This window comes from Arthrobacter sp. FW306-2-2C-D06B, from assembly GCF_021789175.1.
Lineage (GTDB): Bacteria > Actinomycetota > Actinomycetes > Actinomycetales > Micrococcaceae > Arthrobacter.
In genome coordinates this window covers 4,140,125-4,163,482 of record NZ_CP084560.1, presented here as the reverse complement: position 1 = coordinate 4,163,482, position 23,358 = coordinate 4,140,125, and the positions used below count along the sequence as shown (strand labels likewise).

Sequence of the window (23,358 nt, the reverse complement as noted above, 5' to 3'; positions counted from 1 at the left end):
GGTTCTTTGATTGGCTATTCGATCGTGGGGGCGTGGGGTGCTGTTTCCTTTTCAGTTCGGGACAGAGTGGACTTGGCTCCTCGGCGCGTGGGCCATCGTTGAGATCGCCTTACGCGTCGTGCTGCTGGGCGTCATCCCCGGAAACCGCCGCCCCACGACGGCCATGGCCTGGCTCCTGGCCGTCTTCCTCGTTCCGTCCGTCGGTTTCGTCCTGTTCCTGTTGTTCGGCAATTTCCGCTTGTCCCGCCGTCGTCGGGAGCAGCAGGAGCAAGTCAACGATCGGGTGCGTGCAGGCACTTCGGCGCTCGCCGACGTCGTAAGCACGTACTCGGGACCCGAATGGGTGACGTCGGCCGGTGAACTGAACCGGCGCCTGGGTTCCTTGCCGATGGTGGACGGTAACTCCGTGGAGCTCTTCCCCGGCTACGAGGAGTCGATCAAGGCGATGGCGGAAGCGGTCCGGGGGGCCAAGAAGTTCGTCAATGCGGAGTTCTACATCATGAGCAGTGACTCAGTCACGGACGAACTCCTCACCGAGTTGGAAAACGCGGCAGCGCGCGGTGTCAACGTCCGCCTTCTGTTCGACCACATCGGCACGCTGCGTATCCCCGGCTACCGAAGGCTGGTCCGTAGGCTCAGCAGCGGCCAGATCCAGTGGCGCCGCATGTTGCCGTTGCTGCCCATCCACGGACAGTGGCGCCGTCCGGATTTGCGGAACCACCGGAAAATCCTGGTGATCGACGGCGAAATCGCCTTCACGGGCTCCCAGAACCTGATCGAGCCCTCCTACAACAACCCCAAGCACCGGCGCGCCGGGCGTAAATGGGTGGAACTCATGGCGCGGATGGAGGGGCCGATCGTCGCTACCCTCAACGTCGTCTTCGCAACCGACTGGCTCAGCGAAACCGATGAATCCCTGGAAAACCAATTGCAGGTCGCGGTCCAGGCAACACCCGGGCGAATGACGGCCCAGGTGGTTCCCAGCGGCCCGGGGTTCGTCACGGAAAACAACCTGCGCCTGTTCAATACGCTGATTTACTCGGCCCAGCACCGCATCTCGATCTGCAGCCCGTACTTCGTGCCCGATGATTCGCTGCTGTACGCCATTACGACGGCGGCCCAGCGTGGCGTCGACGTGGAACTTTTCGTCTCCGAGAAGGGCGACCAGTTCCTCGTCCACCACGCCCAGCGCTCCTACTACGAGGCGCTGCTGGAAGCCGGGGTGCGCATCTACCTGTACCGCGCGCCGTACGTCCTGCACGCCAAGCACTTCACCATCGACGAAGAGGTGGCCGTCCTAGGCTCCAGCAATATGGACATGCGCTCCTTCTCGCTCAACATGGAGGTGTCCGTGATGCTCCTGGGCGCCGAAGCCGTGGACAGCATGCGCTCCGTTGAATCGAGTTACCGGGAAATGTGCCGCGAGCTGACACTGGAGGGCTGGTTGCACCGGCCGATGCTTGCCAAATATGTGGACAACGTGGCGCGGCTGACGGCGACCCTGCAGTAGGGACTCAATCCTCGGCGCAGGCCTCGTCCGCGGGTTCGCCGTGGATCCTCGACAACAGCCCATGGAGTTGCTGGAGCTCATCGGCGGAGAACCCCGCAAAGGCCTCCTGCTCGACGTCGGCCACCGCAACTTCAATCGACGCCACCGCGCGCTTGCCTTCCGCGGTGATTTCTACGATATGACGACGACGGTCCGCGGGATCGCGGCGCCGTTCCGCCAGTCCTTCGCGTTCTAGGTCGTTCAGGACCGCTACAAGTCCGCTCGCATCGATGGAGAGAACATCGATCAGGCCTTGCTGACTGAGCGGCCCGGACTCGTCAAGCCGGCACAACAGCACGGCATGCCTTGGGCTGAGCCCGGAGGAGTCCAACGCTTGGCGGAGTCGCGTATTCATGATGCGCCCGTGGCGCGCTAAGAGAAACCCCAGTTGCTTTCCCGCTGTCGAAGGACTCATCAGCAAAATCTTATCACTGAGGAAATTATTGATCACCAGCAATCGTTGTCATTCATAAACGATCTGAGCGGCACGAGCCGAGCGGCGTGAGCTTTCTACCTAAGGAGTTGCCATGAATGATCAGGCTCCGCACCCCACTGTGGTGGTTATTGGTGGCGGCTACGGTGGGATCTCCGTAGCCAAGGCGCTGGACGAGCACGCGACGGTTACCTTGGTGGAGCCCAAGGATGCTTTCGTACACAACATTGCGGCCCTCCGATCGGTGGTCCAACCCGATTTCCTGCCGCGGATGTTCCTTCCCTACGACCGCCTGCTGGTGCACGGCACGGTTCTCCGGGACCGCGCAGTCCGGGTGGACGGGCACGCGGTCGAGTTGGCCTCGGGGGCCAGCCTGGCACCGGACTATATTGTCCTCGCAAGCGGTTCCAGCTACCCGTTCCCGGCCAAGAGCGATCGAATGGTCACTTCCGACGCCATCGCCCGCTACCAGGCCGCACATGATGACCTCAAACGCGCCGACAGGGTGATGCTGCTGGGCGCCGGGGCTGTCGGCCTTGAATTTGCCGGGGAGATCGCGGCGGCATGGCCGGAGAAGGACATCGTGATGGTGGATGTGGCGCCGGACATCCTTCCGGGGCCGTACGATCCACGGCTGCGGATTGAGGTCAACCGGCAGCTGGATGAACTCGGCGTACGGCGGATCCTGGGGAATCCGTTGGTCCAGTTGCCGCCGGTTCCCGCGGGCGAATTCGCCACCTTTACCGTGAACACCGCGGACGGTACTGACATCCAGGCGGACATTTGGTTCCGCTGCTACGGAATAGCCCCCCAGACGGACTATGTGGCGGGAGACCTCCTGGCCTCACGGACTGCCGAGGGCTACCTGGACGTCACCCCCGAACTCCGCGTCGCGGGCTTCGAGAACGTCTACGCCTTGGGTGACATTTCGGCGATCGACGTGAACAAAGCCGGCGTCGCGGGACGCGAGGCCGTGGTGGTTGCCAAGAACATCCAAGCCCAGATTGAGGGCTCGGCGGAGCTGTCCGCTTACGCGCCGTCGAAGCCGGTCATCATCCTTCCCTTGGGGCCGTCCGGCGGTTCGGGCCAACTGCCCGACGGCGAGATCGCCAGCCCGGAGCTGATCTCGCAGATCAAGGGCCAACACATGATGATCGACCGCTATGTCGAAATGTTGAACCTCGGCGCCTAAGCTGGCTGCCGCCGCCTGATTACTGGCCGAGGACCGCGTCGACGAGTTTGACCAGTTCCGCCGCCGAGTCAGGGGTGACGGTGGCGCCCGTCTTGATCGCCGTGGCCCCGAGGTTGCCTTTCACTCCGGTCACGGTCAGTGTGGTGGCCTTCTGGCCCGACGGCAGGACCTGGGTCATCAACATCCCGACCGACTGGTCCCCGCTGGTCTTTCCCGGCAACGACTGTGTCTGGGTAGTGACCTTCTGCCCTCCCGCCTCGATCGTGAAGGTAGAACACTGGGCCAGCGCATCACTGGACCTCTTCGTCTGGCCGCCCAATACCGTGGGATCCTTCACCGCCAGGGCGGTGATCACGGTGACGGACTTGTCCGCCGCCGAGATGCTCTGCCCCGCCGCATACGTCGCCCCCTCCGGAACCTGAGCGTTGTTGTTCGCCAAGGCCGCGCACGCCGGGGGTGTGATGACGGCGGACTTGAGCATCTGCTTCGCGGCGATGATGCCCTGGTCGATCTGCGCAGCGGGTATGACGGTCAACGGCTTGCCCTGGTCGTCCTTCAACTGCGCGACGATCGAAGCGAGTTCTTCATTCGTGTACGTCTTCGGAGTGGGCGTCGGTGTAGGCGTCGGCGTCGAGGAAGAAGCGGCCGCGGTTCCCGGATTCGAGGGACCTCCGCAGCCCGTCAACGCCAGTACGGCAGCAAAGAGAATCCCGAGCGGTGCGGGCATTTTTTTCATGTGTAAACCCCAATTTTCGTGGCGGCATGGCCTTTCCCGGGGGTAACCGGCACAGCCTTGCCTCAACCGCCGGGCCGGTCTTTCCCCGCACCGATCCCAAGCAGTCATGAATAGGATGGTTGCCACGGTACATAATCAGTAGGCTTCCTAAATAGAGTGTTGTCTACTTGGATGCCGTCGGCACGGTCAGTACTCGCCCTTGATCACGAAGAAGGAGCCGCGGATGACGCCTGCAAGCTTCGACTTCTGGCGAGCGAATTTGAAGCGTGATGCTAGTTCTTCCGGAACCTCCATGCCGTCGGCGAGTTTGAATCCGACCGCTCGCTTCCCGTCGGCCTCGATGCTGTACATGACGTTGATCGACAGTCCCGACTCGTAGAAGACGTACGCCATCCGCAAACCGTCGACGTCGAAGGAAGTTGCTTCCAGCGGGCGGGAGCTGATGACGATGTCGCGCTCCTCCTTCAGGATGCGGCTTACTCGATCGACGACCTCCGGAACCTCGCTGGCTGGGCTCACGGTGAAGACGTGGTCGTATTTGTTCCGGTAGTAGCGGCCCTCGTTGGCACGCAACCCGGCAAGCGCCTCGGCGACCGGAGACGATTCCAGGCCGACGGTAGAAACGTTCTCGAAGTCAACGATGTACGGCATGCATCCTCCTAGTAAGACATGGTTGGACCAATGCTAGCGTGACGGCGTTCCAGCGCTGCCAAGGGGCTTTCCATCCAGGAGCAATGGGGCGATTCTGGAGTTCCAAGCATGTTTGGAAGCGTTCTTCGGAGGCATCATGGCGCGGAAAAACGAGTCCCCGGCTGTGCAGGCACCACCCGAGCCAGGAGACGAATACCCCGAGAAAGTCCGAATCCTGGCCGAGGGCCGATTGGTCAGCGACAGGCTGTGGAATGCGGACCTCGCACCGGCCCGGCAACGAAACTGGAGAGTCCGCAGCCTCTTCGCCCTGTGGATGTGCGACGTCCACAGCATCGCCGGTTACACTTTCGCGGCCGGTCTCTTCATCACCGGCCTGGTGGGCTGGCAAGTCTTCCTGGCCCTGGTCCTCGGCATTACCCTGGTCTACTTCCTCATGAACTTTGCCGGGACGGCCGGACAGAAAACCGGCGTCCCGTATCCGGTCCTGGCGCGGATGTCCTTCGGCCTCTTTGGCGCCAACCTGGCCGCCCTGATCCGGGCACTCATCGCCATCGCCTGGTACGGCATCCAGACCTGGCTCGCTTCGGAAGCCGTGTTGGTGCTGCTGTTTTCGGTGTGGCCCCAGTTGACCTCGCTCGACGGTCCGGACGTGCCACGCATCCTTGGCCTGACGCCGCTGGGCTGGGCGGCCTTCCTGGTCCTCTGGGCGGTCCAGCTGCTGGTCATCCGGCGCGGCATGGAGACGGTCCGGAAGTTCCAGGACTGGGCCGGGCCCGCCATCTGGGTGGCCATGTTCGCGCTCGCGATCTACATCCTGACGCAAGCGGGCAACAAGTTCAGCCTCTCGATCCCGGGCATCGCGCCTTTGGACGGTCCCGCGGCCTTGACCCAGTTCTTCTCGGCAATCGCCCTGACAGTCACTTACTTCGCGGCGCTTCTCCTGAACTTCTGCGATTTCTCCCGGTTCTCGCCGGACCGCAAGACCATCCTCCGCGGTAACTTCTGGGGCCTCCCGGTGAACTTCATCGCGTTCGCCCTGGTCACCGTGGTGGTCACAGCCGGGGCGGCGTCCTACTTCACCGCAGACCAGTATGCCGGCCAGGACATGTTCAAGGTGATCACCGATCCGGTGGCGATCGTCCAGGCGATCAAGAATCCGTGGATCACCATCATCGCCGCCGTCACGTTCGTGGTGGCCACGATCGGCATCAACGTCGTAGCGAACTTCGTTTCGGCCTCCTACGACCTCGCCAACGTGGCCCCGCACCGCATTGACTTCCGCCGCGGCGGCCTCATCAGTGCGGTGCTCGCAATCGTGATCCTGCCCTGGAACCTCTTCAGCAGTCCCGTGGTGATCGTGTACTTCCTCGGCGGCCTGGGCGCGCTGCTTGGTCCGTTGTTCGGGGTCATCTTCACGGACTTCTTCCGCATCCGGCACCAGCGGTGCAAGGTTTCGGACCTGTACCACGAGGACGAGAAAGGACTCTACTTCTACACCAAAGGCTGGAACCTCAAGGCCGTCGCCGCGCTGGTCCCAGCCGCCGTCGTCGCAGGTGTTTTGGCGCTGGTCCCGGCCCTGCAGAACTTCCTCCCGGGAGGCTCGGGCCTGGGCCCGTATTCATGGTTCGTCGGGGCAATCCTGGCCAGCCTGATCTACTACACGATCACCCGCAACGATCCCCGGACAGTCCGCGCCCGCACGGAGGAGCACGACTGATTCTCAGGTAGTGGGAAACTCCGCGCCGAGGGCCGAGAGCACGCCGAACGCCTTCGTCCGGATTTCGTCGTATTCGTCCTGGGGCGTCGAATCCGCGGTAATGGCCCCTCCGACGCCGAGACTGAGCGTGCGTCCACCGTCGCCGTCGGGACCCATCACCAGGGTCCGGATCACGACGGCGAGGTCCGTCGCCGCGTTGAGCGAAAAGTACCCGATCGCGCCGGAGTAGACCCCGCGCGGTCCGGACTCCAAATCGTCAAGGATGTCCATGGTGCTGATCTTCGGGGCGCCTGTCATGGACCCGGCGGGGAACGCGGCCGCCACGGCCTCGGCCCGGGGTGCTCCGGGGCGCAGCCGGGCGTCGATAGTGCTGACCATCTGGTGCACCGTGGCATAGCTTTCCACCTCGCACAACCGGCTGACGGTCACTGACCCGGGCAGCGCGAAATGGCTGAGGTCGTTGCGGAGCAGGTCCACGATCATGATGTTCTCGGCACGGTCCTTGAGCGAGGATTCAAGGCCGCGCCGCAGGGCCTCGTCGATGACAGGATCGTTGGCCCGGCCCCTGGTGCCCTTGATCGGCTCGGCCCGCATCCCGCCGTCGGAGGTTATCCGCAGGAAGCGCTCCGGCGAGGTACTCGCGACCGTCAGATCGCCGAACCGCAAGTAGCTCGCGAACGGCGCCGGGTTGCGCTTGCGGAGCGCGAGGTAGCTCGCCCACGGGTCCAGCCCGGGATCCGGGGCGGTCACTGTGGTGGTCAGGCAGACCTCGTACGTGTTGCCCTCGGCGATCTGGTGCTGGGCTTCAGCGATTTTGCTTTTGTAGTCATCCTCGGTGTCGCGGCTGGAGAACTCGAGCGCCACGGTGCGGCTCCCGACGGCGGGATCCCCGGCCGAGTGCCTCGGCGTGCCGGCCTCTTGGGGTGCCGACGCGGACAGCACGGCCTCCCGTGCTAGCCGAAGCCATTCGCCGGCGTCGGGAGCATCGATGGCAAGTAGCCACACCGCGGCGTCACGGTGGTCGATCACGACGGCGCGGCCGGCGAAAAGCAACGCCGCATCCGGCGTGCCGGCGTGGACATCGCTGCCACCGGTCTCCCGCTTCAATTCATAGCCGAGGTAGCCCAACCAGCCGAGCGTGAATTCGCAGTCGTAGCCTTCCGGCGCCCTCAAGGCCTTGCGGCCCCACACGGTGTCCAGCCAGCGGAAAAAGGGACCCGTGGTCTCCACGGTGGCGCATCCGGCGCTTAGCCGGGTGGCTCCGGAACTATGCATTACAGCTTGACCGAAGGAGCCGCCGTCGTCCGCGAGGATACTGAAGCGGCTGCGCTCGGTCGCCGCATTCGAGGATCCGGCGGCGACGACTGTGTCCCTGTTGGAGGACGTGTTGGAGGAATCGAGCCAGACGGCGTTGGCGGACTCGGCGTAGAGCGAGTGGAATAGCGCCGCGGCGTCCGGCGTGGCGTCGATCCGTTCGGCCTTGAGCTGCAAGCCGCGGCGTGCCGAGAGCTCGGGGGCCAGCATAGGGGAGAGCGACGGGAGATAGTTCAGCGCCTGCAGGGCGTCATCCGGGGCCTTGCCGTCCGCCCGGTTCAGCACCCGGACATCGATGTGGTCGAGGACGTCGTCCGTCTCCAGCCACTCGTCCTCCTGCGCGGCCCAGCTGTCCCAGAACGGTTCGTAGCTGCTGCCGTCCCGGGCCATTGCACGGTGCCGGCGGTCGTCGTCGGGAGCGTCTACCCAGACCACGGCGTCCAGCATGGGGCGGGCCGCACTCGCGGCGGCGCCGACGCCCTCAACGATGACGATTTCGGCAGGCAGCGTCACGTGGCTGCGGCCGTCGTAGTGTTTCTCCCAATCCCAACTGACCCACGCGGCGGCGTCGCCGTGCCGCAGCGGGGCCAGGACCGTGGTGACGTACCGCTCGACGCCCGCCGCAAGGCCGTTCCAGCCCGGATAGATGTCCTCAAGATGGAACAACGACACCTTGTGATGCATGCGTAGGCGGGCGGCAAGTTCGACGGCGAGAGTAGTCTTTCCCGCGCCGGACCGGCCATCGATGGCGATGATCACGGGTGCTGGGGTCATGAAATAGAGCGTACCTGCTGCGGGTCGTGCTGCTGTGCGTGCTGCCTCGCGGCAAGGGTTTCCCGCGTGTGCGCGACGATGCCAGGGACGGCCGCGCGAATGAGGTCCCAGGTCACGTCGAAGTCATGGTGGCCCCCATACCAAGGATCCTCGATGCCCAGGTCCAGGGTGCTCCGGCCAACAACGGCTGGGTCGAAACTGCGCAGCATCCGGATCTTGGCGAGTGTTTCCGAATCCGGGGCGGCCTCGTGCAGCCAGCCATAGTGATCCACGTCGAGGGCCAAAATCAGGTCCCGCTCCCGGAACCACTCCGGGCGCCAGATCCTGGCAATGTGACCCTCGGAGCGGATCCGATGGGACGAAAGGACCCGGGCTGCGCGTGGATCGATGGGGTGCCCGGCCTCGTAGGACGTAGTTCCCGCGGAGTCCACAACAACCGCTTCACCCATCCCTCCGGCGTCGAACGCTTCAGTCAGCATCAGTTGCGCCATGGGTGAGCGGCAGATGTTTCCCGTGCAGACGGTGATGATGCGGTATGGGCTCAACGCTGAGTACATGGAGCAAGCATGGGGGATGCCACCCTGTCTTGGCTAGTCAAAAGGAAAGAGAGATTACAGGATTTGTAAAGTCGCTGGTGGGGGCGTAAAAGGGCAGGCCGAGTCAGGAAATCCGCAAGTGCTCCAGGACTTCCTCGGCCCCGGGGTAGGCGGCCTGGGTGCCCTTCTTGGTGGTGGCGAGCGCTGCGGCCACCGATGCGAACGCCGCGGCTTCGGCCAGGGTTTCGCCCGCGGCGAGGCGGGCAGCGACGGCACCGGTGAAGGCGTCCCCTGCGCCGGTCGTATCCACGGCATTGACCTTGGTGGGTGCGATCCGGGAGATCTGTTCCCCGGATGCGGCGAGTGAATCCAACACCACCGAGCCGTGGGAGCCGAGGGTAACCAATACCCGTTGCAATCCGCGCTCGGCGAACTGGCTTCGGACCGACTCCCAGGCGCTTGCATGGGCCCCCGGGTGCGGCATTTCGGCGTCGCCCAGGAACATTGACGCTTCATGGGCGTTCACCAGCAGTACATCGCTCAAGGCGGCCAGGCTTTGCGGGATCTCGGCGTACGGCGAGAGGTTCAACAGAACGGTTGCGCCGGCGTCGTGCGCTGTTTTGGCGGCAGCCTCCACCGTCTCGAGGCTGACCTCCAGGCAGAGGCAGAGCACCGCGGCGTCGTCGAAGGCGTCCGCCGACACATCCGCCGGGGCGAGCGTTCCGTTGGCGCCTGCCGAAATGATGATGTTGTTCTCACCGTTCGCGTCTACCGCGATGACCGCGACGCCGGTGGCGACATCCGCGGAACGCCGGACGCGCGAAACGTCCACGCCGGCCCCTTGCGTGGAGGCAAGGAGCATGTCACCGTTGGAGTCGTTTCCGACCGCGCCGATCAGGCTCACCGTTCCACCCAGCCTGCTCGCCGCGACGGCCTGGTTGGCGCTCTTGCCGCCGGGATTGACCGCGAAACCGTTGCCGTGGACGGTTTCTCCCGGGAGCGGGAGCCGCTCGCAATAGATGGTCAGGTCCGCATTCAGGGACCCGACGACGACGATCCGGCGGTTCACTTTTCAACCTCGGCTTCGAGCGGCTTCGGGATGAGCAGCGAGGCAGCGAAGGCGGCGACCGTGATGGCGAGGCCGACGACGACGACCGTCAAGTACGAGGCCCTGGCGTCGCCGAGGGCCGAGGTCGCCACAAGGACGGCCGGCAACACCAGGAAGCTCAGGCCTGCGCCGAGGTTGAATGCTCCGGCGTTCATGCCGGGCAGGAAGCCGGGGTTGCCGGCGGGGGAGAGGACAACTCCGAGTCCGTTGAGCATGATGTTGACCGTACCGGCGTACATGATGCCGAGTAAGGCCGTTCCCACGATCATGAGGGGTAGGCTGCTGAGTCCGAAGAACGCGATGACGGCCAGGGCCGCGATGCTTCCCAGCATGCCGATGCGGAGGACTTTGGTGTAGCCGAGCACCGGGGCGAGCCGGCCGCTGATGGGTCCGAATACCCAGCCGAGCAGGGCGTACGGGGTGAGGATCATGAGGGACATCTCGGTGGGGCCAACCCCGAATCCCGGTGCCGCGGCCTGGACGTAGGCCGGGACGATGCCGTTGATGACTGCGAAGATGCCGGTCATGGCGAGGGTGGTGGTCAGCAGCGGCGCCCAGGTGGATCGCTGGCGCAGGTGGACGGTTTCCACCATCGGTTCCTTGGATCGCTTCTCGACTGTCCAGAACGCGGCGAACGCGGCAGCAGCGACCACAATCAGCCCGATGGCCAGCATCAGAGTTCCGGAAGAGAAGGCGCCAACCAGCTTGGATCCCTCGTTAAGGGCCGTCAGGAGTGCGCCCGCCGCGATGACAATGAAGAACACGCCGAGCCAATCCATGGTGGTGCCGGCGGCGGGCTTGCTCTCACCGGCAAGGATGGCGACCAGGGCCGTGGCCACGATGGCGAGGCCAACCATGAGCCAGAAAATGCTGCGGAATCCGAAGTGCTCGGCGAAGTAACCGCCCACGAAGGAGTCGACGCCGGCAACGCCGCCGTTGACTGCCGTGATGAGGCCCATCAAGGCTCCATACTTGCGCGGGTTGTTGACCGCGGAGCGCAGCATGATGAGGCACAGCGGCACGGTGGGGCCGCTGACGCCTTGGACGATGCGGCCCACGAAGAGCCATGTAACGTCGGGTGCCATGGCTGCGATGACCGAGCCTACGGCCATCAGCAGCATCATGCCGAGGAGGATCTTCTTGCGGCCGACGATGTCGCTCAGGCGCGGCAGGAAGAGCGAGAACAAAGCTGCTGCCGTGAAGAACCAGGTCTGGGAGAGGCCGATGACCGCCTGGTCCGTGTGGAGCTCGTTGCCCATGGTGACCAGGGCCGGGCTGAGCATCGACGCGTTGAGCTGGAAGGCTACGCAGGCGGCCAACAGGGCGACCATGAGGGCCGCGACATTGCCGCGGCTGGTCTTGGTTTCGTTGATGAGGGTGGTCATTTACTTGGCCTCTCCTGCGATGCTGCTGGCGACGGCGGGTTCGCCGGCGTCGGGCTCGCCGATGCGGATGATCGCGTCGGTGACGAGGTTCCAGAACTTCTCGTGGTCAAGGTCGACGGCGACGGAGGTGTGGCAGTCGGCCGGTGCGGGGGCGCGGAAATCGGCTACGGTCATGCCAAGGGTGAGCTTGCCCTGCAGTTCGATGTCAACGGGGACTTTGCGGGTAGTCATCACAGTGGGGTCGATGACGTAGGCCACGGCGCAAGGATCGTGCACCGGGGGATAGTCGAAGCCCTGTGCATCCTTGTAGGTCTTGGTGAAGAACTCCATCAGTTCCATGACGAACTTGGCCGGCTTGGTGCCCACGGCGGCGATCTTCTCGACGACCTCGGGAGTGGCCAGCGCTTGGTGCGTGAGGTCCAGACCGACCATCACCACGGGCCACTTTTCGTTGAAGACGATGTGTGCGGCCTCGGGGTCAATGATGATGTTGAATTCCGCCACGGCGCTCCAATTGCCAACGTGGTAGCCGCCGCCCATGAGGACAACTTCCTTGACGCGTTCAACGATGCGCGGCTCCTTGCGGGCGGCCATGGCGATGTTTGTGAGTCCCGCTGTGGGGACGAGGGTAACGGTGCCCGGCTCGAGCGCCATGATCGTTTCGATGATGAGGTCGACGGCGTGGCGCGGGTCCAGCTCGATGGCGGACTGGGGCTGTTCGGGCCCGTCCATGCCGGTTTCGCCGTGGATGTCCGGCGCGGTTTCTATGGAGCGGACGAGTGGGCGGTCGCAGCCGGCGGCAAAGGGAACGCCGGTGATGCCGGCGATGGTGCCCACGGACAGGGCGTTTCGGGTGACCTTTTCCAGGGTTTGGTTCCCCACCACCGTGGTAACGGCGAGCAGTTCGATGTCCGGGTTGCCGTGGGCCAGCAGCAGGGCTACGGCGTCGTCGTGCCCGGGATCACAATCCAGGATGATCTTCTTGCGTTCACGGGTCATGGTGTTGGGATCCATGTTCATCTCCACGTCATTGGGGCCTGCCGAGGCAGGGCGCTAAAGCATTCAGGGGAATTCTGGCACTGGGTTACGTCTTACGTCAAGCGCTTAACGCCCATTGCGTCAAGCGCTTGATGCCTTGCGGAATGGGAGATGGCTGATTCCCCGCTACGATCGTTGTATGGAATCCGCGGAACCAGTGCATCGGGCCCTAGGCCGTACGCAGCGCGTCACCGCGGCGATGGTGGCCTCCCTGGCAGGGGTCTCGACTGCGACGGTGTCCCTGGTTGCCAACGGCAAAACCCAGGGCAGGGTCTCCGAAGACAACATTTCACGAGTCCGCCAGGCTATCGCCGAACTCGGCTACGTGGTGGATGGCATCGGCAGTTCGTTGGCCAAGGGCGTGAGCTCGATTGTGATCCTTGTGGCACCGGACATTTCCAACCCCTTTTTCGCCAAGGTCATCGCGGGAGTCCGGGAATCGCTCGGCTCGGAGTACCAGCTGCTGCTCTCCGTGACCGACGCCGGTGAGTTTCCCCGTGCGGAGGACGTCCGAAAGCTACTGGCCCTTCGTCCCGCCGGCCTGCTGGTGGATGCGCCCAACGCAAGCTTCCTGGAGGAGCTGTCCGTGGGCGGGCCGCTGGTCCTTCTCGATGCCCCCGGCCTCGAAGCCTATGCCCCATCCGTGAACCTCGATGTTGCCCACGGCGCCCGTCAATTGGCCGCGCATCTTGCGGCCTCCGGGCACAAGCGGGTTGCCTACGTGGACAGTGTGACGGGCACAGCCACGTTCGAGGTGCGCCGGGCGGCGTTCCTGGATGAGGCAAATTCCTCCGGTATTTCCATTGCGGACGCGCACATCATCAGCACCACCATCGACGTCGGCGCTGCCGCGGCTGCCTTCGCTGCCGCGTGGCCGGACTGGCAGCGCGCCGGGGTCACCGCCGTCGTTTGCGGAACGGACACCCACGCCTACGGTGTGTTGCAGGAGGCCCGCGTGGCCGGTGTCCGGATTCCTGAGGAGCTCGCGGTCGCCGGCTTCGATGACCTGCCATATTCGGCCACGAGCAACCCGAGCCTGACCAGTGTGCATCTGCCGGCCACGTCCCTGGGACTCAAGGCCGGCGAACAACTCCGGGGGCTGATGGAAGGCCGTGAGCTGGACCAACCGCAACTGACCCTCGAGAGCTCGTTGGTGGTGCGCGGCTCCACATCGATTGCTGAGTAATTGTCGTTTTGAGGGCTCAAAACGACCGTTCTGGAGCAATCGATGGAGGCTGTGGATAACTTCTGCGAGGTTGGTCGTTTTCTGCTCTGATGGGGTCATGAAAACCCCGCGTCGCCTCCCCGTGAGCCTCGAGACGCGGCCGTTCACTATCGCCGAGGCGGCCCGGGAGGGTGTCAGTGCCAGGCGTCTGCGGCACGGCTCTCTGAAGAGACTCGGTAAGGGGATCCGTTCGGAGCGCCCGACGGCGGAGCTCCCCTTGTGCGTCCGTGTGCGCCCTTTCGTCGAGGTCAATGAGCGATGCGCGGCATCCCACCTCACCGCGGCAGAGCTTCTTGATCTGCCGCGGCGTCGCCAGAAGGAGCCAACACAGATGTTCCACGTGATTAGACCGGAGGGTGCAGCCCATCTCAACCGTCCACATGTCGTCGTCCACCGCATGAAGCTCTATGAGGACGAGGTCACGACGGTTGACGGCGTCGCTGTCACCACCGTGGAGCGCACTTGGCTGGACATGGCCGAGATGCTGACCGTGGACGAATTGGTGGTCATGGGGGACAGCTGTGTGCGGAGGCCGCGGGTTGAATTCGAAGGGCGAGACACGCCGTTGTGCACTCTCGCGGATCTTCAGCGGATGATCGATCGCCACAAGGGCAAGCGCGGCCTGCGCAAAGCCAAGGAGGCCATCCGGCTGATTCGTGTGGGCTCCGATTCCCCGCAGGAATCCTTGCTCCGGTTGGCCATCGCGAGAGCAGGATTACCGGAACCCGAACTCAACGTGCCGGTTGAGGCCAGGGACGGCGGGAGGTTCCTGCAGCCTGACTTGTCATACAAGAAGTACAGGATCGGCATCGAGTACGAGGGCGAGGGCCACGGCAACGAAGCACAAGTGGTGCGGGACATTAGCCCCTCGGAGCGGTATGAGGCGCTGGGCTGGACGGAGGTCCGGATCTCAAAGCGCCACATGTTCAACGATGCGAAAGCTGCCGTAGCCAAGGTCCGAAGCGCGCTGGTCCAGGCCGGCTGGCGGCCCGCCCGACAACAAACGAGTGCTCCCCACCGGCTCCCAGCCTTCGCAAGCTCAGGCCGGGGCCCTCGCCGGCGTGGCCCCACGTAACCGCCGTTCTGAAGGTTCAAAACGGCAGTTTGGGCCCACGCCGGTGGGGAGCAATCGATTTGTTTTAGTGGATGGCGGCGAGTAGAACGCCCACGGACACGAACAGCACGCCGAAAGTGCGGTTCAAGACCTTTTGCCCGTGCTCGTTGTGGGTGAACCGTTGGAATGACCGGGCGGCCAAAGCGAAGAAGAACCACATGACGCAGATGTCGATGAAGACGATCGTGCTGCTGAGGACCAGATACTGCGGAATCAGGGGCTGCTCGGGGCGGATGAACTGCGGCATGAAGGCCAGGAAGAAGACGATCGCCTTGGGATTGAGCAAGTTGACCCAAACGCCTCGCTGGAACATGGACCACGCTGGCTCGTTGCGCCGGGCCTCCACTTTTTCCTTGTCCAGATCCGGCCGGTGAAGGAACTGCCGGATGCCCATGTACACCAGGTATGCGGCCCCCGTGTAGCGGATGACGTTGAAAACCACGGGTGAGCTCGAGACCAGAACACCTACCCCGAGAGCCACGATCAGGATATGGATGATCAGTGCCGCCTGTTGGCCCAGCACTCCCCAGATGGAGCGGCGGAATCCGGAGTTGAGCGAGTTGCTCATAGTGGAGATGGCGCCTGCGCCGGGAGTGAAACTGATCAGGGTGCCGGCGCCTACCAGGGCCAGCCAAAGCGAAATTTGCACCAATCCAGCTTATGCCCGCAGGACGGGACGAATCGCTACCAGATCGTGCTGACGAGTCGGAATTCCTGGAGCGCCCGATCGGACGTCACAAGCGTCAAGCCCTCGACGGCGGCCTGCGCAGCAATCATCCGATCGAAAGGGTCCCTGTGCGGCCAGTCAAACGATGCCGCAGCCAGGGCATGCTCCGCGGTAAGGCTCAGTTCCTCGGTGACTACACGTCTTACGTGCTGACGGTACCCGGTCATGATCGGATCCAATGCAGCGAGGCGACCGCGTGAGTACTTGTAAGCCAGTTCATAGGCCGAGGCAGCTGAGGCAAAAGTTCGATTTTCGAGATCTTCGATGATCGACCGGGCCGTGCTGGACAATTGTTCTGGCCTGGTCATCGCGAGCACCAACGCGTTGGAATCCAAGAGAAACGCAGTCATTCCCACTCCGCCAGTTCTTGCTCCGTCAGAGGGTCGAACAGGTTGTCAGGAAGATTGATCTGACCCAGGAAGCCCAACTCGCGCTTTCGAGGGTGCTCAATACGAACTATTCGTGCGACGGGCTTGCCGGCCTTGGCAATAATCACCTCTTCGCCTCGTTCAACCATATGGAGAAGTTCAGAGAGCCGCGTTTTCGCTTCCTGGATGTTGTACTGGCCCATGTTGACCAAGCGTACTTGGTCAATCCTTGTGGCGTAAGACTCAGAACGGCCGTGGACGCTTTTAGCCGTTGTGCTCCGACGCCTACTCACAATGGCCAAACCTCGAATGCACCCAGTGAAGCATCGTGTCCGGGAGATCGTCCCCGGATGGATATTGGTCGAAGTAGGAGTGCGGGCCATTGGACATGTATCCGGTTTCGTCGATGCCAAAATGACCGATCATGTGAAACCCGCGCTCTTCGGCAATACCCTTGAGTTTCTTCGCTTCCTGGAGGATTGGCTGCTCATCGTAATAATCGTCCTCGGCCCAGATTCCGGCGTGCGCGATCGCAAAATACGTTGAGCCCTCGAGATCCAGATCTTCCAGGATGGCGTCCTGGAATGGATTCAGGCTGCCTTCAAAGGACTCCGTGACTACCCGGATGCTTTCCAGCTGCATCTCGGCGTCGAGGCCGATCACGACGAGTCTTGGGTAAAGCTTTTCTTCCTGGTCGATGAGAGGACGGGCGAGAATCTGTAGGTCAAAGCCTGCTTGAATGATCATGGTTTGAGGCTATTCACCACCGCGGGCCGCCGACAGAGACCACTTTGCCTATGTGGACAACTGCCCCAGCTTGGCCGCCTTCACCAGGAGATACTGCCGTTCCTGCAGGCTCCCCGTTTTCCTTGCCGCGGCGAGAAAGCACTCCCGGGCGCCCGCAAGGTCACCGGACATTTCGAGCAAGTGCCCGCGAACGGCGTCGAGCCTGTGCCACCTTTTCAACTCGACATCAATCCCGTCCAGCAGCTCAAGGGCCACCTGCGGCCCTTCAACCATTGCCACGGCAACTGCCCGGTTCAATGCCACCACCGGGCTTGGGGCCATGGCTTCGAGGACCGTGTACAACGCCAGGATCTGTGGCCAGTCGGTCTGCTCCGCGGAGGCCGCCTCGGCATGGACCGCCGCGATCGCGGCCTGCAGTTGGTAGGGTCCCGGACGCCCAACCCCCAGCACGGCCGACAAGAGTCCAAGGCCCTCGGCGATCTGCGTCGTGTCCCACTGCCGGCGATCCTGCTCGGCTAGCGGCACCAGCATCCCGTCCGGAAGGGACCTCGCCCGGCGTCGTGCATCTGTAAGGAGCATGAGGGCCAGCAGTCCGCCCACCTCAAGCTCGCCCGGGAGCAGGCCGCGCAGGAGCCGCGTAAGGCGGATGGCCTCCGCTGTGAGGTCTTCGCGCTGCATGGACGGCCCGGAACTCGCCGCGTAACCCTCATTGAAGATCAGGTACAGGACGTGGAGTACGACGCCGAGCCGCGCCTTTCGCTCGCCCGTTTCCGGGAGCTCGAAATGGGCTCCGGCCTTCTTGATGCTCTGCTTGGCCCGGCTGATCCTCTGGCCCATGGTGGCTTCCGGGACAAAGAACGCGCTGGCGATTTCCGCCGTCGTGAGCCCTCCGACTGCCCGCAATGTCAGTGCCAGCTGCGAGGGTGCTGAGAGGGCAGGGTGGCAGCACAGGAAAAGGAGGGTGAGGGTATCTTCCGCAAACCCGTCCGTTTCACTGAGCGAAGAAGGCTCCTCGGGGGCCGGCGGTTCCATGGATGCCGCACGTTGTTCGCGTGCCTGTCTGGCACTTTCGCTGCGCCAGTAGTCCACCAACCGCCGTGTGGCGACCGTGAGTAGCCAGGATCTGGGGTTGTCCGGGACGCCGGAGACCGGCCATTGCAATGCTGCCTCGAGCAGCGCTTCCTGGACGGCATCCTCGCACTCGGCAAATTGGCCGTGCCTGCGGACGAGCGCGCCAAGGACCTGCGGCGCAAGCGTGCGCAGCAGGTCCTCCACCGTGGATTCCCCGGAAGGCTCGGCCAAGCGTTAGACCTCCGGCGGTGCGTCCTGGACGCGGCGCAGCTCCACAACCGGTGCGTATTTCACGATGCTGGAGCAGATTTCCACTGCCCGTTCCTCGCTGGCGACGTCCACCACCCAGTAGCCGATGAGGGATTCCTTGGCTTCGGCGAAAGGTCCATCGGTGGTGATGACCCCGCTGTCCGTCTGCTTGACCAGCTTGGCAGTCCCGGGGTCAGCCAGTCCCGCGTTGAAAACCATTTCGCCTGAATCGCTGAGATCCTTGTCGATCTGGATCATGAACCCGATCATTTCCCTGATCCACTCGGGATCGGCGGTTTCCATCATGCCCTCGGCGGAACCAAACATCATGATCATGTACTTCATCTCGAACTCCTTATCAGGGGCGCTCCGTGTGGGCGCTTTCGTTCATAGGTCGGAACTACGGGACGGTTTTCGACATGGGTTGATGGAAAATCCCAAGAAACTTTTGGCGGCCGGCTACGCCCGTGCGATGACTTCCCCGTTCGGGATCAGGAAGTAGCCATCATCCGTGGAGCCCCAACGGTGCCAACCGGCGGCGATCCGGGCCAGGTCAGCCTCGTTGGCCAGCCCGTATTCCAGGGCCTGCTCCGCAAAGGCGGAGTGCAGGACGCGCTCGCTCCACACCCGCGACTGCCAACGGCGCTGCTGCGCGGTGGCGTAAAGCCAGTTGCTGCTGGAGGGCGCGACGTCGGTGAAGCCCGCCTGCTGTGCCCACGACACAAGCCGCCGCCCGGCGTCGGGCTCCGCCCCGTTCCGTCGGGCGATCTTCTGGTAGAGCTCCATCCAGTCGTCGAGCTCGCGGACCTCCGGGTACCAGCTCATGCCGTGGAAATCGGCGTCGCGCACTGCCACGATGGCGCCGGGCTTGGCCACGCGCCGCATCTCGCGCAGCGCAGCAACGGGGTCGGTCAAGTGCTGCAGGACCTGGTGGGCGTGGACGAGGTCGAAGGTCTCGTCCTCGAAGTCCAGATCGTAGATGTTACCGGTCACGAATTCCACGTTTTCCATGCCACGTTCGGCCGCGAGCGAGGCAGCCTGGGCCACGATGTCGGCGGAACGGTCGAGCCCGACAACCTTCGCGGGAGCCACCAGCTCCGCGAAGTCGCAGGTGATGCTCCCAGGTCCGCATCCGACGTCGAGCACTGATGTCCCGGCGGTGAGGTGCGGGATGACAAACGCGGCAGAGTTCTCGGCTGTGCGGGAGGCGTGGGCGCGTACGACGGACTCGTGGTGGCCGTGTGTGTAGACGTCTTCAGGCTTCTGCTCGTTCATAGGGAAACGCTACCCCGAGGGAGTGGAAAGCGGGCGGAACTGCCCAATGACTCTTCGACGACTCTTCGACGAAACGTGTTGCCTAAAAGGCATCAGTCGTTGCATGATGGAAAAGTGATCCACATCACTCAGAGCACGCGCCCGTCCGGCGGCGACATAAGCCCGCAAGCAGGGCATTCCAAGCCAGAAATGGAGACTAGATGAGCCCGCAGCTAACGCCGGAAGAAGTCACGTCGGCAGCGGAACGGATCGTTGCGGCCTATTCGGCCATGGACGAGGAAGCATATTTCGGCTCATTCGATCCGCAGGCGACCTTCTTGTTCCACGGGACCCCCGAACGGCTCAACAGCCGGGACGACTACGAAGAGCAGTGGCGCACCTGGGTGTCCGAAGGCTGGAAAGTGATCGGCTGCCACAGCAGCGATCCATTCATCCAGATCTACGGCACAACCGCGGTTTTTTCCCACAGCGTGGCTACCACCACGGAAGAGCAGGGGCAGCGGGCAATCACCGAGGAACGGGAAACCATCGTGTTTACCCGCGCCGGCTCCGGCGGCATCAAGGCCGTGCACGAGCACCTATCACTCAACACTTTCTGATCACGGAGTCCAGCAATGACGACAGAAGCATCCGACCGGCCCAGGGCGCGGCCCGGCGCACCACTGATCGAGGTCCGTTCAATCGACTGGGTTCCCGATAACGAACGGCACGGCCGCCTGTGGCACCAAGCGCCGCTTTGGTTCCTGGGCAATTTCCAATACTTCTCCATCCCGATCGGCTTCATCGGCCCATCGATGGGCCTGTCCCTCGGGTGGACGGTGGTGGCCAGCGTTCTGGGCATCGGAGTGGGAACCATTTTCATGGCCTTCCACGCCTCCCAGGGTCCAACCATGGGCCTACCGCAGATGATCCAGTCGCGGGCCCAATTCGGGTACCGGGGCGTGGTCGTTCCCTTGATCGCCACCCTTTTCACCTATGTGGCCTTCAATGTCGTTGATACCGTGCTCCTCGGTGACGGCCTCGGCAGCGCTTTCGGCTGGAACCCGGCACTCATTGCCGTTGTCGCTGCGGCGGGCGCGGCGGCCCTTGCGATCTTCGGCCATGACTGGCTGCACAAGGCCTTCCGCGTGCTGCTCTACGTTTCCCTGCCGCTGATGCTGATTCTGACCATCGGAGTCATCACCGGAAACGCCGGCGGAGCCGAAAGCGCCACGCAGTACGGCTTCAACTGGGGCGCGTTCATGGCACAGTTCGCCGCGGCAGCGGCATACAACATCACGTATGCCCCCTACGTCTCCGACTATTCGCGGTACCTGCCGTCCAGAACCAAAAGCCGGTCCGTCATCGCTGCTGTGTTCTTCGGCGCATCGTCGTCTGCGATCTGGCTGATCGTCCTTGGGGCGTGGCTGGCGATCCGGCTTGGCGCCACCGACGGCCTCGCCGGACTCCAGCTGGCAGGAAACACTGTTTTCGTGCACCTCGGTGATGCGACCGCGCTGCTTTCAGCCATGGCTCTGGCCGCCACCATGGGAATGAACGCCTACGGCGGGATGCTTACCGTGTTGACTACGGTCGATTCCATCCGGCCGATCAAGCCGACCCGCAAAGCCCGGGTCATCACCATCCTCGTGCTGACAGCGGTGTGGTACCTCATCGCCAGCACTATTACCTCCGGGGCTGTCAGCACGGTGTTCTCCTCACTGACCCTCATGCTGTACCTTCTGGTTCCCTGGACGGCGACGAACCTGGTCGATTACTTCCTGGTCCGGAAGGGCCACTACGCCATCACGGACCTGTTCACTCCCAAGGGTATCTACGGTGCTTGGGGGTCGCGGGGCTTGCTCTCCTTCGCTATCGGCCTCGTCGCTGAAATTCCCTTCATGGTGCTGCCCCAGATCGGTTCCTGGAGCTACACGGGACCCCTTGCCCAGGCACTGGGCGGCGTCGACATCGCTTGGCTCGTCGGGCTGCTTGTCACTTCCATCGCCTACATCCTGCTCAGCCGCTCACTCAACGTGGCTGCCGAACAGGCCGCACAGCTAAGCAGCGATCAAAAACTCGGCCGCGAGGAAGAAGCAACGACCCCGGTGCCTTATTGACCCCTGGGCATTGCTTCGTGAGCGGGCGTTGGGGGAAACCCGGCGATTCGTGAGCGAGCGTTGGGGGAAATCCGGCGATAGGTGAGCGAGCGTGTGGAAAAAAGACGCTTACTCCTGGGGTCGGTTCCGATAGGCCGCCAGGAACGTGGCGATCCTGCGCACCGCCTCTTCGATCTCGCGGACGGATGGCAGGATGACGAAGCGGAAATGGTCTGGGGCGGGCCAGTTGAAGGCCGAGCCGTGGGAGACAAGGATTTTCTGGTCCTGTAGGAGATCGAGGACAAACTTCTCGTCGCTCTCGAACGGGTAGACGTCAGGATCCAGCCGCGGGAACAAGTACATTGCCCCGGCGGCGGGAACACAGCTCACGCCGGGAATCGCAGTCAGGAGCTTCAAGGCCAGATCCCGTTGTTCGCGGAGCCGGCCACCTGGCCTGATGAGTTCTTCGATGCTCTGGTAGCCGCCCAGGCAGGTCTGGATGGCGTGCTGCGCCGGAACGTTGGAGCACAACCGGAGGGACGCCAAAAGCTCCAATGCTTCGCGGTATTCGGCGGTTGCCGCATGCGGGCCGGTCAGGGCAACCCAGCCGGCACGGTAACCGGGCATGCGGTAAGCCTTGGAGAGGCCACTGAAGGTCAGGACGCAGATGTCGTCTGCCACGGAAGCCATGTGGATGTGCTGGGCGTCCTCGTACCGGATCTTCTCGTAGATCTCGTCCGAGAAGAGGACAAGATCATGCTTGCGGGCCAGCGCCGCGAACTGCTCCAGGATGTGGCGGGGATATACCGCACCCGTGGGGTTGTTCGGGTTGATGATGACAATGGCCTTGGTGCGCTTGGTGATTTTGGCTTCGACGTCGGACATGTCCGGCCACCAATTCTGGCTCTCGTCGCAGAGATAGTGCACCGGGTTGCCGCCCGTGAGGGTCACTGTGGCCGTCCACAGTGGATAGTCCGGCGCGGGGATAAGGACCTCGTCGCCGTTTTCCAGGAAGGCCTGCAGCGTCATGGAAATCAGTTCACTGACGCCGTTCCCGATGAAGATATCCTCGACGCCGATATTCATCAGGTTCTTGGTCTGGTAGTACTGCGAAATCGCTGTCCGCGCCGTGAAGATGCCTTTGGAATCGCTGTACCCTTGGGCTCCGCGGAGGTGGTGGATCATGTCCACCACGACCGACTCCGGAGCTTCCAGTCCGAACGGTGCGGTGTCCCCAAGATTCATCTTGAGGATGCGGTGCCCTTCGGCCTCCATGGTCTTGGCCGCTTGGAGGATGGGCCCGCGGAGTTCATAACGGACGTTCTGAAGTTTGCTGGAGTGCTGCATCGGACGCATGGTTGATCATTTCATGTCCTGGTGCCCGTTCTCGCTCATTCCCACCGGATAATGACGGGCAGGCTGCTCGTATTGGCCGATACTTCACGTTCAGTGCCGCGGACTGCCACGACAAAATGCTGGAGATCGTCCGCCGAGGCCGGGACCTCGAAATGGCCGGTGGGATCGCTCACGACGGCGGTTCCGGACGAATGTGGGCGGATATACGCCTCAGGGATGCCTTTGTTGTGGACGTCGACCAACCTGCCGTGGATGAGGCGGACTAGCCGGGTGGCGGCAAGCAAAGGTTCAGCGACAGGAGGCCCGGAAGGTTCCTCGAGGCTTATGCCGATGGGGACGCGAACGAGGAAACCGAGGCCTTGGCGGATGCCGGCGTCGTATTCGTCCGGCTGGAATTCACCGCTGGAGACCACTGAGTATTGGGTGTTTTGTTCGATTGCAACGAGGAGCTTCTCCATGTTGTCCAGTTGCGTGGGGCCATGGCATTCCACGGCCACCTTGAGCTCAAGGTCCAGCAGCGGCCCTTCCCGCCGGGAACGGCCTACCCTGTTCATGGCGACGGCATGGACCGTGACAGGAGCATCGGCGGATTGACCTGTGGGTGGTTCGGAACCATCGTCGAAGCGGACCCGTACGGGCGAGACGGCGTCGGAAAGTATCCCGAGGAGCTCGGTCAGGGATGATCGCACAACACCCACGGTGACACTCCAGTCCA

Annotated in this window: 24 protein-coding genes; 7 read left to right on the top strand and 17 right to left on the bottom strand. The window is 63.3% G+C overall.

Going from position 1 to position 23,358, the window contains the following annotated elements; all coding sequences use genetic code 11:
• The first annotated feature begins 37 nt into the window (after positions 1-37).
• The gene (cls, locus tag LFT47_RS19390; RefSeq protein ID WP_236813276.1) at positions 38-1,510 is read left to right on the top strand and encodes a cardiolipin synthase; all 1,473 of its coding nucleotides are present in this window, start codon (positions 38-40) and stop codon (positions 1,508-1,510) included.
• Between the two features lie 4 nt (positions 1,511-1,514).
• On the opposite strand, the gene LFT47_RS19385 is transcribed toward cls, so the two are convergent.
• On the bottom strand, positions 1,515-1,964 hold the full coding sequence (locus LFT47_RS19385) for a MarR family winged helix-turn-helix transcriptional regulator (protein WP_236813275.1): 450 nt from the start codon (positions 1,962-1,964) through the stop codon (positions 1,515-1,517).
• A 112-nt stretch (positions 1,965-2,076) separates the two neighbouring features.
• Here LFT47_RS19385 and LFT47_RS19380 point away from each other — a divergent pair, with 112 nt between their 5' ends.
• Complete coding sequence (locus LFT47_RS19380) at positions 2,077-3,174, top strand: FAD-dependent oxidoreductase (RefSeq protein ID WP_236813273.1); 1,098 nt, start codon at positions 2,077-2,079, stop codon at positions 3,172-3,174.
• Positions 3,175-3,193: 19 nt separating this feature from the next.
• Here LFT47_RS19380 and LFT47_RS19375 read toward each other — a convergent pair whose 3' ends face one another.
• Entirely contained in the window at positions 3,194-3,910 is a 717-nt protein-coding gene (locus LFT47_RS19375; protein ID WP_236813271.1) for a hypothetical protein, read from the bottom strand.
• 186 nt (positions 3,911-4,096) lie between these two features.
• Positions 4,097-4,561, bottom strand: coding sequence for a phage tail protein (locus LFT47_RS19370; protein ID WP_236813269.1), 465 nt, complete (start codon positions 4,559-4,561; stop codon positions 4,097-4,099).
• A gap of 136 nt (positions 4,562-4,697) precedes the next feature.
• Here LFT47_RS19370 and LFT47_RS19365 point away from each other — a divergent pair, with 136 nt between their 5' ends.
• Positions 4,698-6,278, top strand: coding sequence for an NCS1 family nucleobase:cation symporter-1 (locus LFT47_RS19365; RefSeq protein WP_236813267.1), 1,581 nt, complete (start codon positions 4,698-4,700; stop codon positions 6,276-6,278).
• A 3-nt stretch (positions 6,279-6,281) separates the two neighbouring features.
• On the opposite strand, the gene pabB is transcribed toward LFT47_RS19365, so the two are convergent.
• The 5 genes from pabB to uriH all read right to left on the bottom strand — a co-directional run bounded on the left by pabB (position 6,282) and on the right by uriH (position 12,409).
• On the bottom strand, positions 6,282-8,366 hold the full coding sequence (gene pabB / locus LFT47_RS19360) for an aminodeoxychorismate synthase component I (protein ID WP_236813265.1): 2,085 nt from the start codon (positions 8,364-8,366) through the stop codon (positions 6,282-6,284).
• Positions 8,363-8,923 (bottom strand): low molecular weight protein-tyrosine-phosphatase, encoded by a 561-nt coding sequence (locus LFT47_RS19355; RefSeq protein ID WP_236813263.1) that lies wholly within the window; start codon positions 8,921-8,923, stop codon positions 8,363-8,365. Before LFT47_RS19355 ends, pabB begins: the two co-directional genes overlap by 4 nt.
• Before the next feature lie 103 nt (positions 8,924-9,026).
• The gene (locus LFT47_RS19350; RefSeq protein WP_236813261.1) at positions 9,027-9,971 is read right to left on the bottom strand and encodes a ribokinase; all 945 of its coding nucleotides are present in this window, start codon (positions 9,969-9,971) and stop codon (positions 9,027-9,029) included.
• Positions 9,968-11,395: a uridine transporter UriT gene (gene uriT, locus LFT47_RS19345; RefSeq protein ID WP_236813259.1), complete on the bottom strand. Its 1,428-nt coding sequence runs from the start codon at positions 11,393-11,395 to the stop codon at positions 9,968-9,970. The genes LFT47_RS19350 and uriT overlap by 4 nt, the downstream gene beginning before the upstream one ends.
• Complete coding sequence (gene uriH / locus LFT47_RS19340; protein ID WP_236813257.1) at positions 11,396-12,409, bottom strand: uridine-preferring nucleoside hydrolase UriH; 1,014 nt, start codon at positions 12,407-12,409, stop codon at positions 11,396-11,398. It lies immediately after the preceding gene.
• Positions 12,410-12,572: 163 nt separating this feature from the next.
• Here uriH and LFT47_RS19335 point away from each other — a divergent pair, with 163 nt between their 5' ends.
• Both LFT47_RS19335 and LFT47_RS19330 read left to right on the top strand, forming a co-directional pair.
• Positions 12,573-13,619 carry a LacI family DNA-binding transcriptional regulator gene (locus LFT47_RS19335; RefSeq protein WP_442863419.1) on the top strand — a complete coding sequence of 349 codons (1,047 nt, stop codon included), beginning with the start codon at positions 12,573-12,575 and terminating at the stop codon, positions 13,617-13,619.
• Between the two features lie 97 nt (positions 13,620-13,716).
• A complete protein-coding gene (locus tag LFT47_RS19330) occupies positions 13,717-14,733 on the top strand; it encodes a hypothetical protein (protein WP_236813255.1) in 1,017 nt (338 codons plus the stop codon).
• Positions 14,734-14,797: 64 nt separating this feature from the next.
• Here the strand turns inward: LFT47_RS19330 and LFT47_RS19325 are convergent, their stop codons facing one another.
• The 7 genes from LFT47_RS19325 to LFT47_RS19295 form a co-directional block, all read right to left on the bottom strand.
• A complete protein-coding gene (locus LFT47_RS19325) occupies positions 14,798-15,421 on the bottom strand; it encodes a LysE family transporter (protein WP_236813253.1) in 624 nt (207 codons plus the stop codon).
• A gap of 35 nt (positions 15,422-15,456) precedes the next feature.
• Positions 15,457-15,849, bottom strand: a complete 393-nt coding sequence (locus LFT47_RS19320; protein ID WP_236813251.1) for a type II toxin-antitoxin system VapC family toxin — start codon at positions 15,847-15,849, stop codon at positions 15,457-15,459.
• Complete coding sequence (locus LFT47_RS19315; RefSeq protein WP_236813249.1) at positions 15,846-16,070, bottom strand: type II toxin-antitoxin system Phd/YefM family antitoxin; 225 nt, start codon at positions 16,068-16,070, stop codon at positions 15,846-15,848. Before LFT47_RS19315 ends, LFT47_RS19320 begins: the two co-directional genes overlap by 4 nt.
• An 82-nt stretch (positions 16,071-16,152) precedes the next feature.
• Positions 16,153-16,614 (bottom strand): hypothetical protein, encoded by a 462-nt coding sequence (locus LFT47_RS19310; protein ID WP_236813246.1) that lies wholly within the window; start codon positions 16,612-16,614, stop codon positions 16,153-16,155.
• Between the two features lie 48 nt (positions 16,615-16,662).
• Entirely contained in the window at positions 16,663-17,916 is a 1,254-nt protein-coding gene (locus LFT47_RS19305) for an RNA polymerase sigma factor (protein ID WP_236813244.1), read from the bottom strand.
• Positions 17,917-17,919: 3 nt separating this feature from the next.
• A complete protein-coding gene (locus tag LFT47_RS19300; protein WP_236813242.1) occupies positions 17,920-18,279 on the bottom strand; it encodes a YciI family protein in 360 nt (119 codons plus the stop codon).
• Between the two features lie 114 nt (positions 18,280-18,393).
• Positions 18,394-19,209 carry a methyltransferase domain-containing protein gene (locus tag LFT47_RS19295; RefSeq protein ID WP_236813240.1) on the bottom strand — a complete coding sequence of 272 codons (816 nt, stop codon included), beginning with the start codon at positions 19,207-19,209 and terminating at the stop codon, positions 18,394-18,396.
• 200 nt (positions 19,210-19,409) lie between these two features.
• Between LFT47_RS19295 and LFT47_RS19290 the strand changes: the two genes are divergently transcribed.
• Positions 19,410-19,808 carry a YybH family protein gene (locus LFT47_RS19290; RefSeq protein WP_236813239.1) on the top strand — a complete coding sequence of 133 codons (399 nt, stop codon included), beginning with the start codon at positions 19,410-19,412 and terminating at the stop codon, positions 19,806-19,808.
• Positions 19,809-19,823: 15 nt separating this feature from the next.
• Entirely contained in the window at positions 19,824-21,308 is a 1,485-nt protein-coding gene (locus tag LFT47_RS19285; RefSeq protein WP_236813237.1) for a purine-cytosine permease family protein, read from the top strand.
• Between the two features lie 108 nt (positions 21,309-21,416).
• Here LFT47_RS19285 and LFT47_RS19280 read toward each other — a convergent pair whose 3' ends face one another.
• Positions 21,417-22,643 (bottom strand): pyridoxal phosphate-dependent aminotransferase, encoded by a 1,227-nt coding sequence (locus LFT47_RS19280; RefSeq protein WP_236813236.1) that lies wholly within the window; start codon positions 22,641-22,643, stop codon positions 21,417-21,419.
• A gap of 35 nt (positions 22,644-22,678) precedes the next feature.
• Complete coding sequence (locus LFT47_RS19275; protein ID WP_236813235.1) at positions 22,679-23,341, bottom strand: hypothetical protein; 663 nt, start codon at positions 23,339-23,341, stop codon at positions 22,679-22,681.
• Positions 23,342-23,358: the final 17 nt, after the last annotated feature.

Coding starts and splice junctions, on each gene's coding strand:
- LFT47_RS19385 (WP_236813275.1), bottom strand. CDS start 1,964: ATGAGTCCTTCGACAGCGGGAAAGCAACTGGGGTTTCTCTTAGCGCGC.
- LFT47_RS19380 (WP_236813273.1), top strand. CDS start 2,077: ATGAATGATCAGGCTCCGCACCCCACTGTGGTGGTTATTGGTGGCGGC.
- LFT47_RS19375 (WP_236813271.1), bottom strand. CDS start 3,910: ATGAAAAAAATGCCCGCACCGCTCGGGATTCTCTTTGCTGCCGTACTG.
- LFT47_RS19370 (WP_236813269.1), bottom strand. CDS start 4,561: ATGCCGTACATCGTTGACTTCGAGAACGTTTCTACCGTCGGCCTGGAA.
- LFT47_RS19365 (WP_236813267.1), top strand. CDS start 4,698: ATGGCGCGGAAAAACGAGTCCCCGGCTGTGCAGGCACCACCCGAGCCA.
- pabB (WP_236813265.1), bottom strand. CDS start 8,366: ATGACCCCAGCACCCGTGATCATCGCCATCGATGGCCGGTCCGGCGCG.
- LFT47_RS19355 (WP_236813263.1), bottom strand. CDS start 8,923: ATGTACTCAGCGTTGAGCCCATACCGCATCATCACCGTCTGCACGGGA.
- uriT (WP_236813259.1), bottom strand. CDS start 11,395: ATGACCACCCTCATCAACGAAACCAAGACCAGCCGCGGCAATGTCGCG.
- uriH (WP_236813257.1), bottom strand. CDS start 12,409: ATGGATCCCAACACCATGACCCGTGAACGCAAGAAGATCATCCTGGAT.
- LFT47_RS19335 (WP_442863419.1), top strand. CDS start 12,573: ATGGAATCCGCGGAACCAGTGCATCGGGCCCTAGGCCGTACGCAGCGC.
- LFT47_RS19330 (WP_236813255.1), top strand. CDS start 13,717: ATGAAAACCCCGCGTCGCCTCCCCGTGAGCCTCGAGACGCGGCCGTTC.
- LFT47_RS19320 (WP_236813251.1), bottom strand. CDS start 15,849: ATGACTGCGTTTCTCTTGGATTCCAACGCGTTGGTGCTCGCGATGACC.
- LFT47_RS19315 (WP_236813249.1), bottom strand. CDS start 16,070: ATGGGCCAGTACAACATCCAGGAAGCGAAAACGCGGCTCTCTGAACTT.
- LFT47_RS19310 (WP_236813246.1), bottom strand. CDS start 16,614: ATGATCATTCAAGCAGGCTTTGACCTACAGATTCTCGCCCGTCCTCTC.
- LFT47_RS19300 (WP_236813242.1), bottom strand. CDS start 18,279: ATGAAGTACATGATCATGATGTTTGGTTCCGCCGAGGGCATGATGGAA.
- LFT47_RS19295 (WP_236813240.1), bottom strand. CDS start 19,209: ATGAACGAGCAGAAGCCTGAAGACGTCTACACACACGGCCACCACGAG.
- LFT47_RS19290 (WP_236813239.1), top strand. CDS start 19,410: ATGAGCCCGCAGCTAACGCCGGAAGAAGTCACGTCGGCAGCGGAACGG.
- LFT47_RS19285 (WP_236813237.1), top strand. CDS start 19,824: ATGACGACAGAAGCATCCGACCGGCCCAGGGCGCGGCCCGGCGCACCA.
- LFT47_RS19280 (WP_236813236.1), bottom strand. CDS start 22,643: ATGCGTCCGATGCAGCACTCCAGCAAACTTCAGAACGTCCGTTATGAA.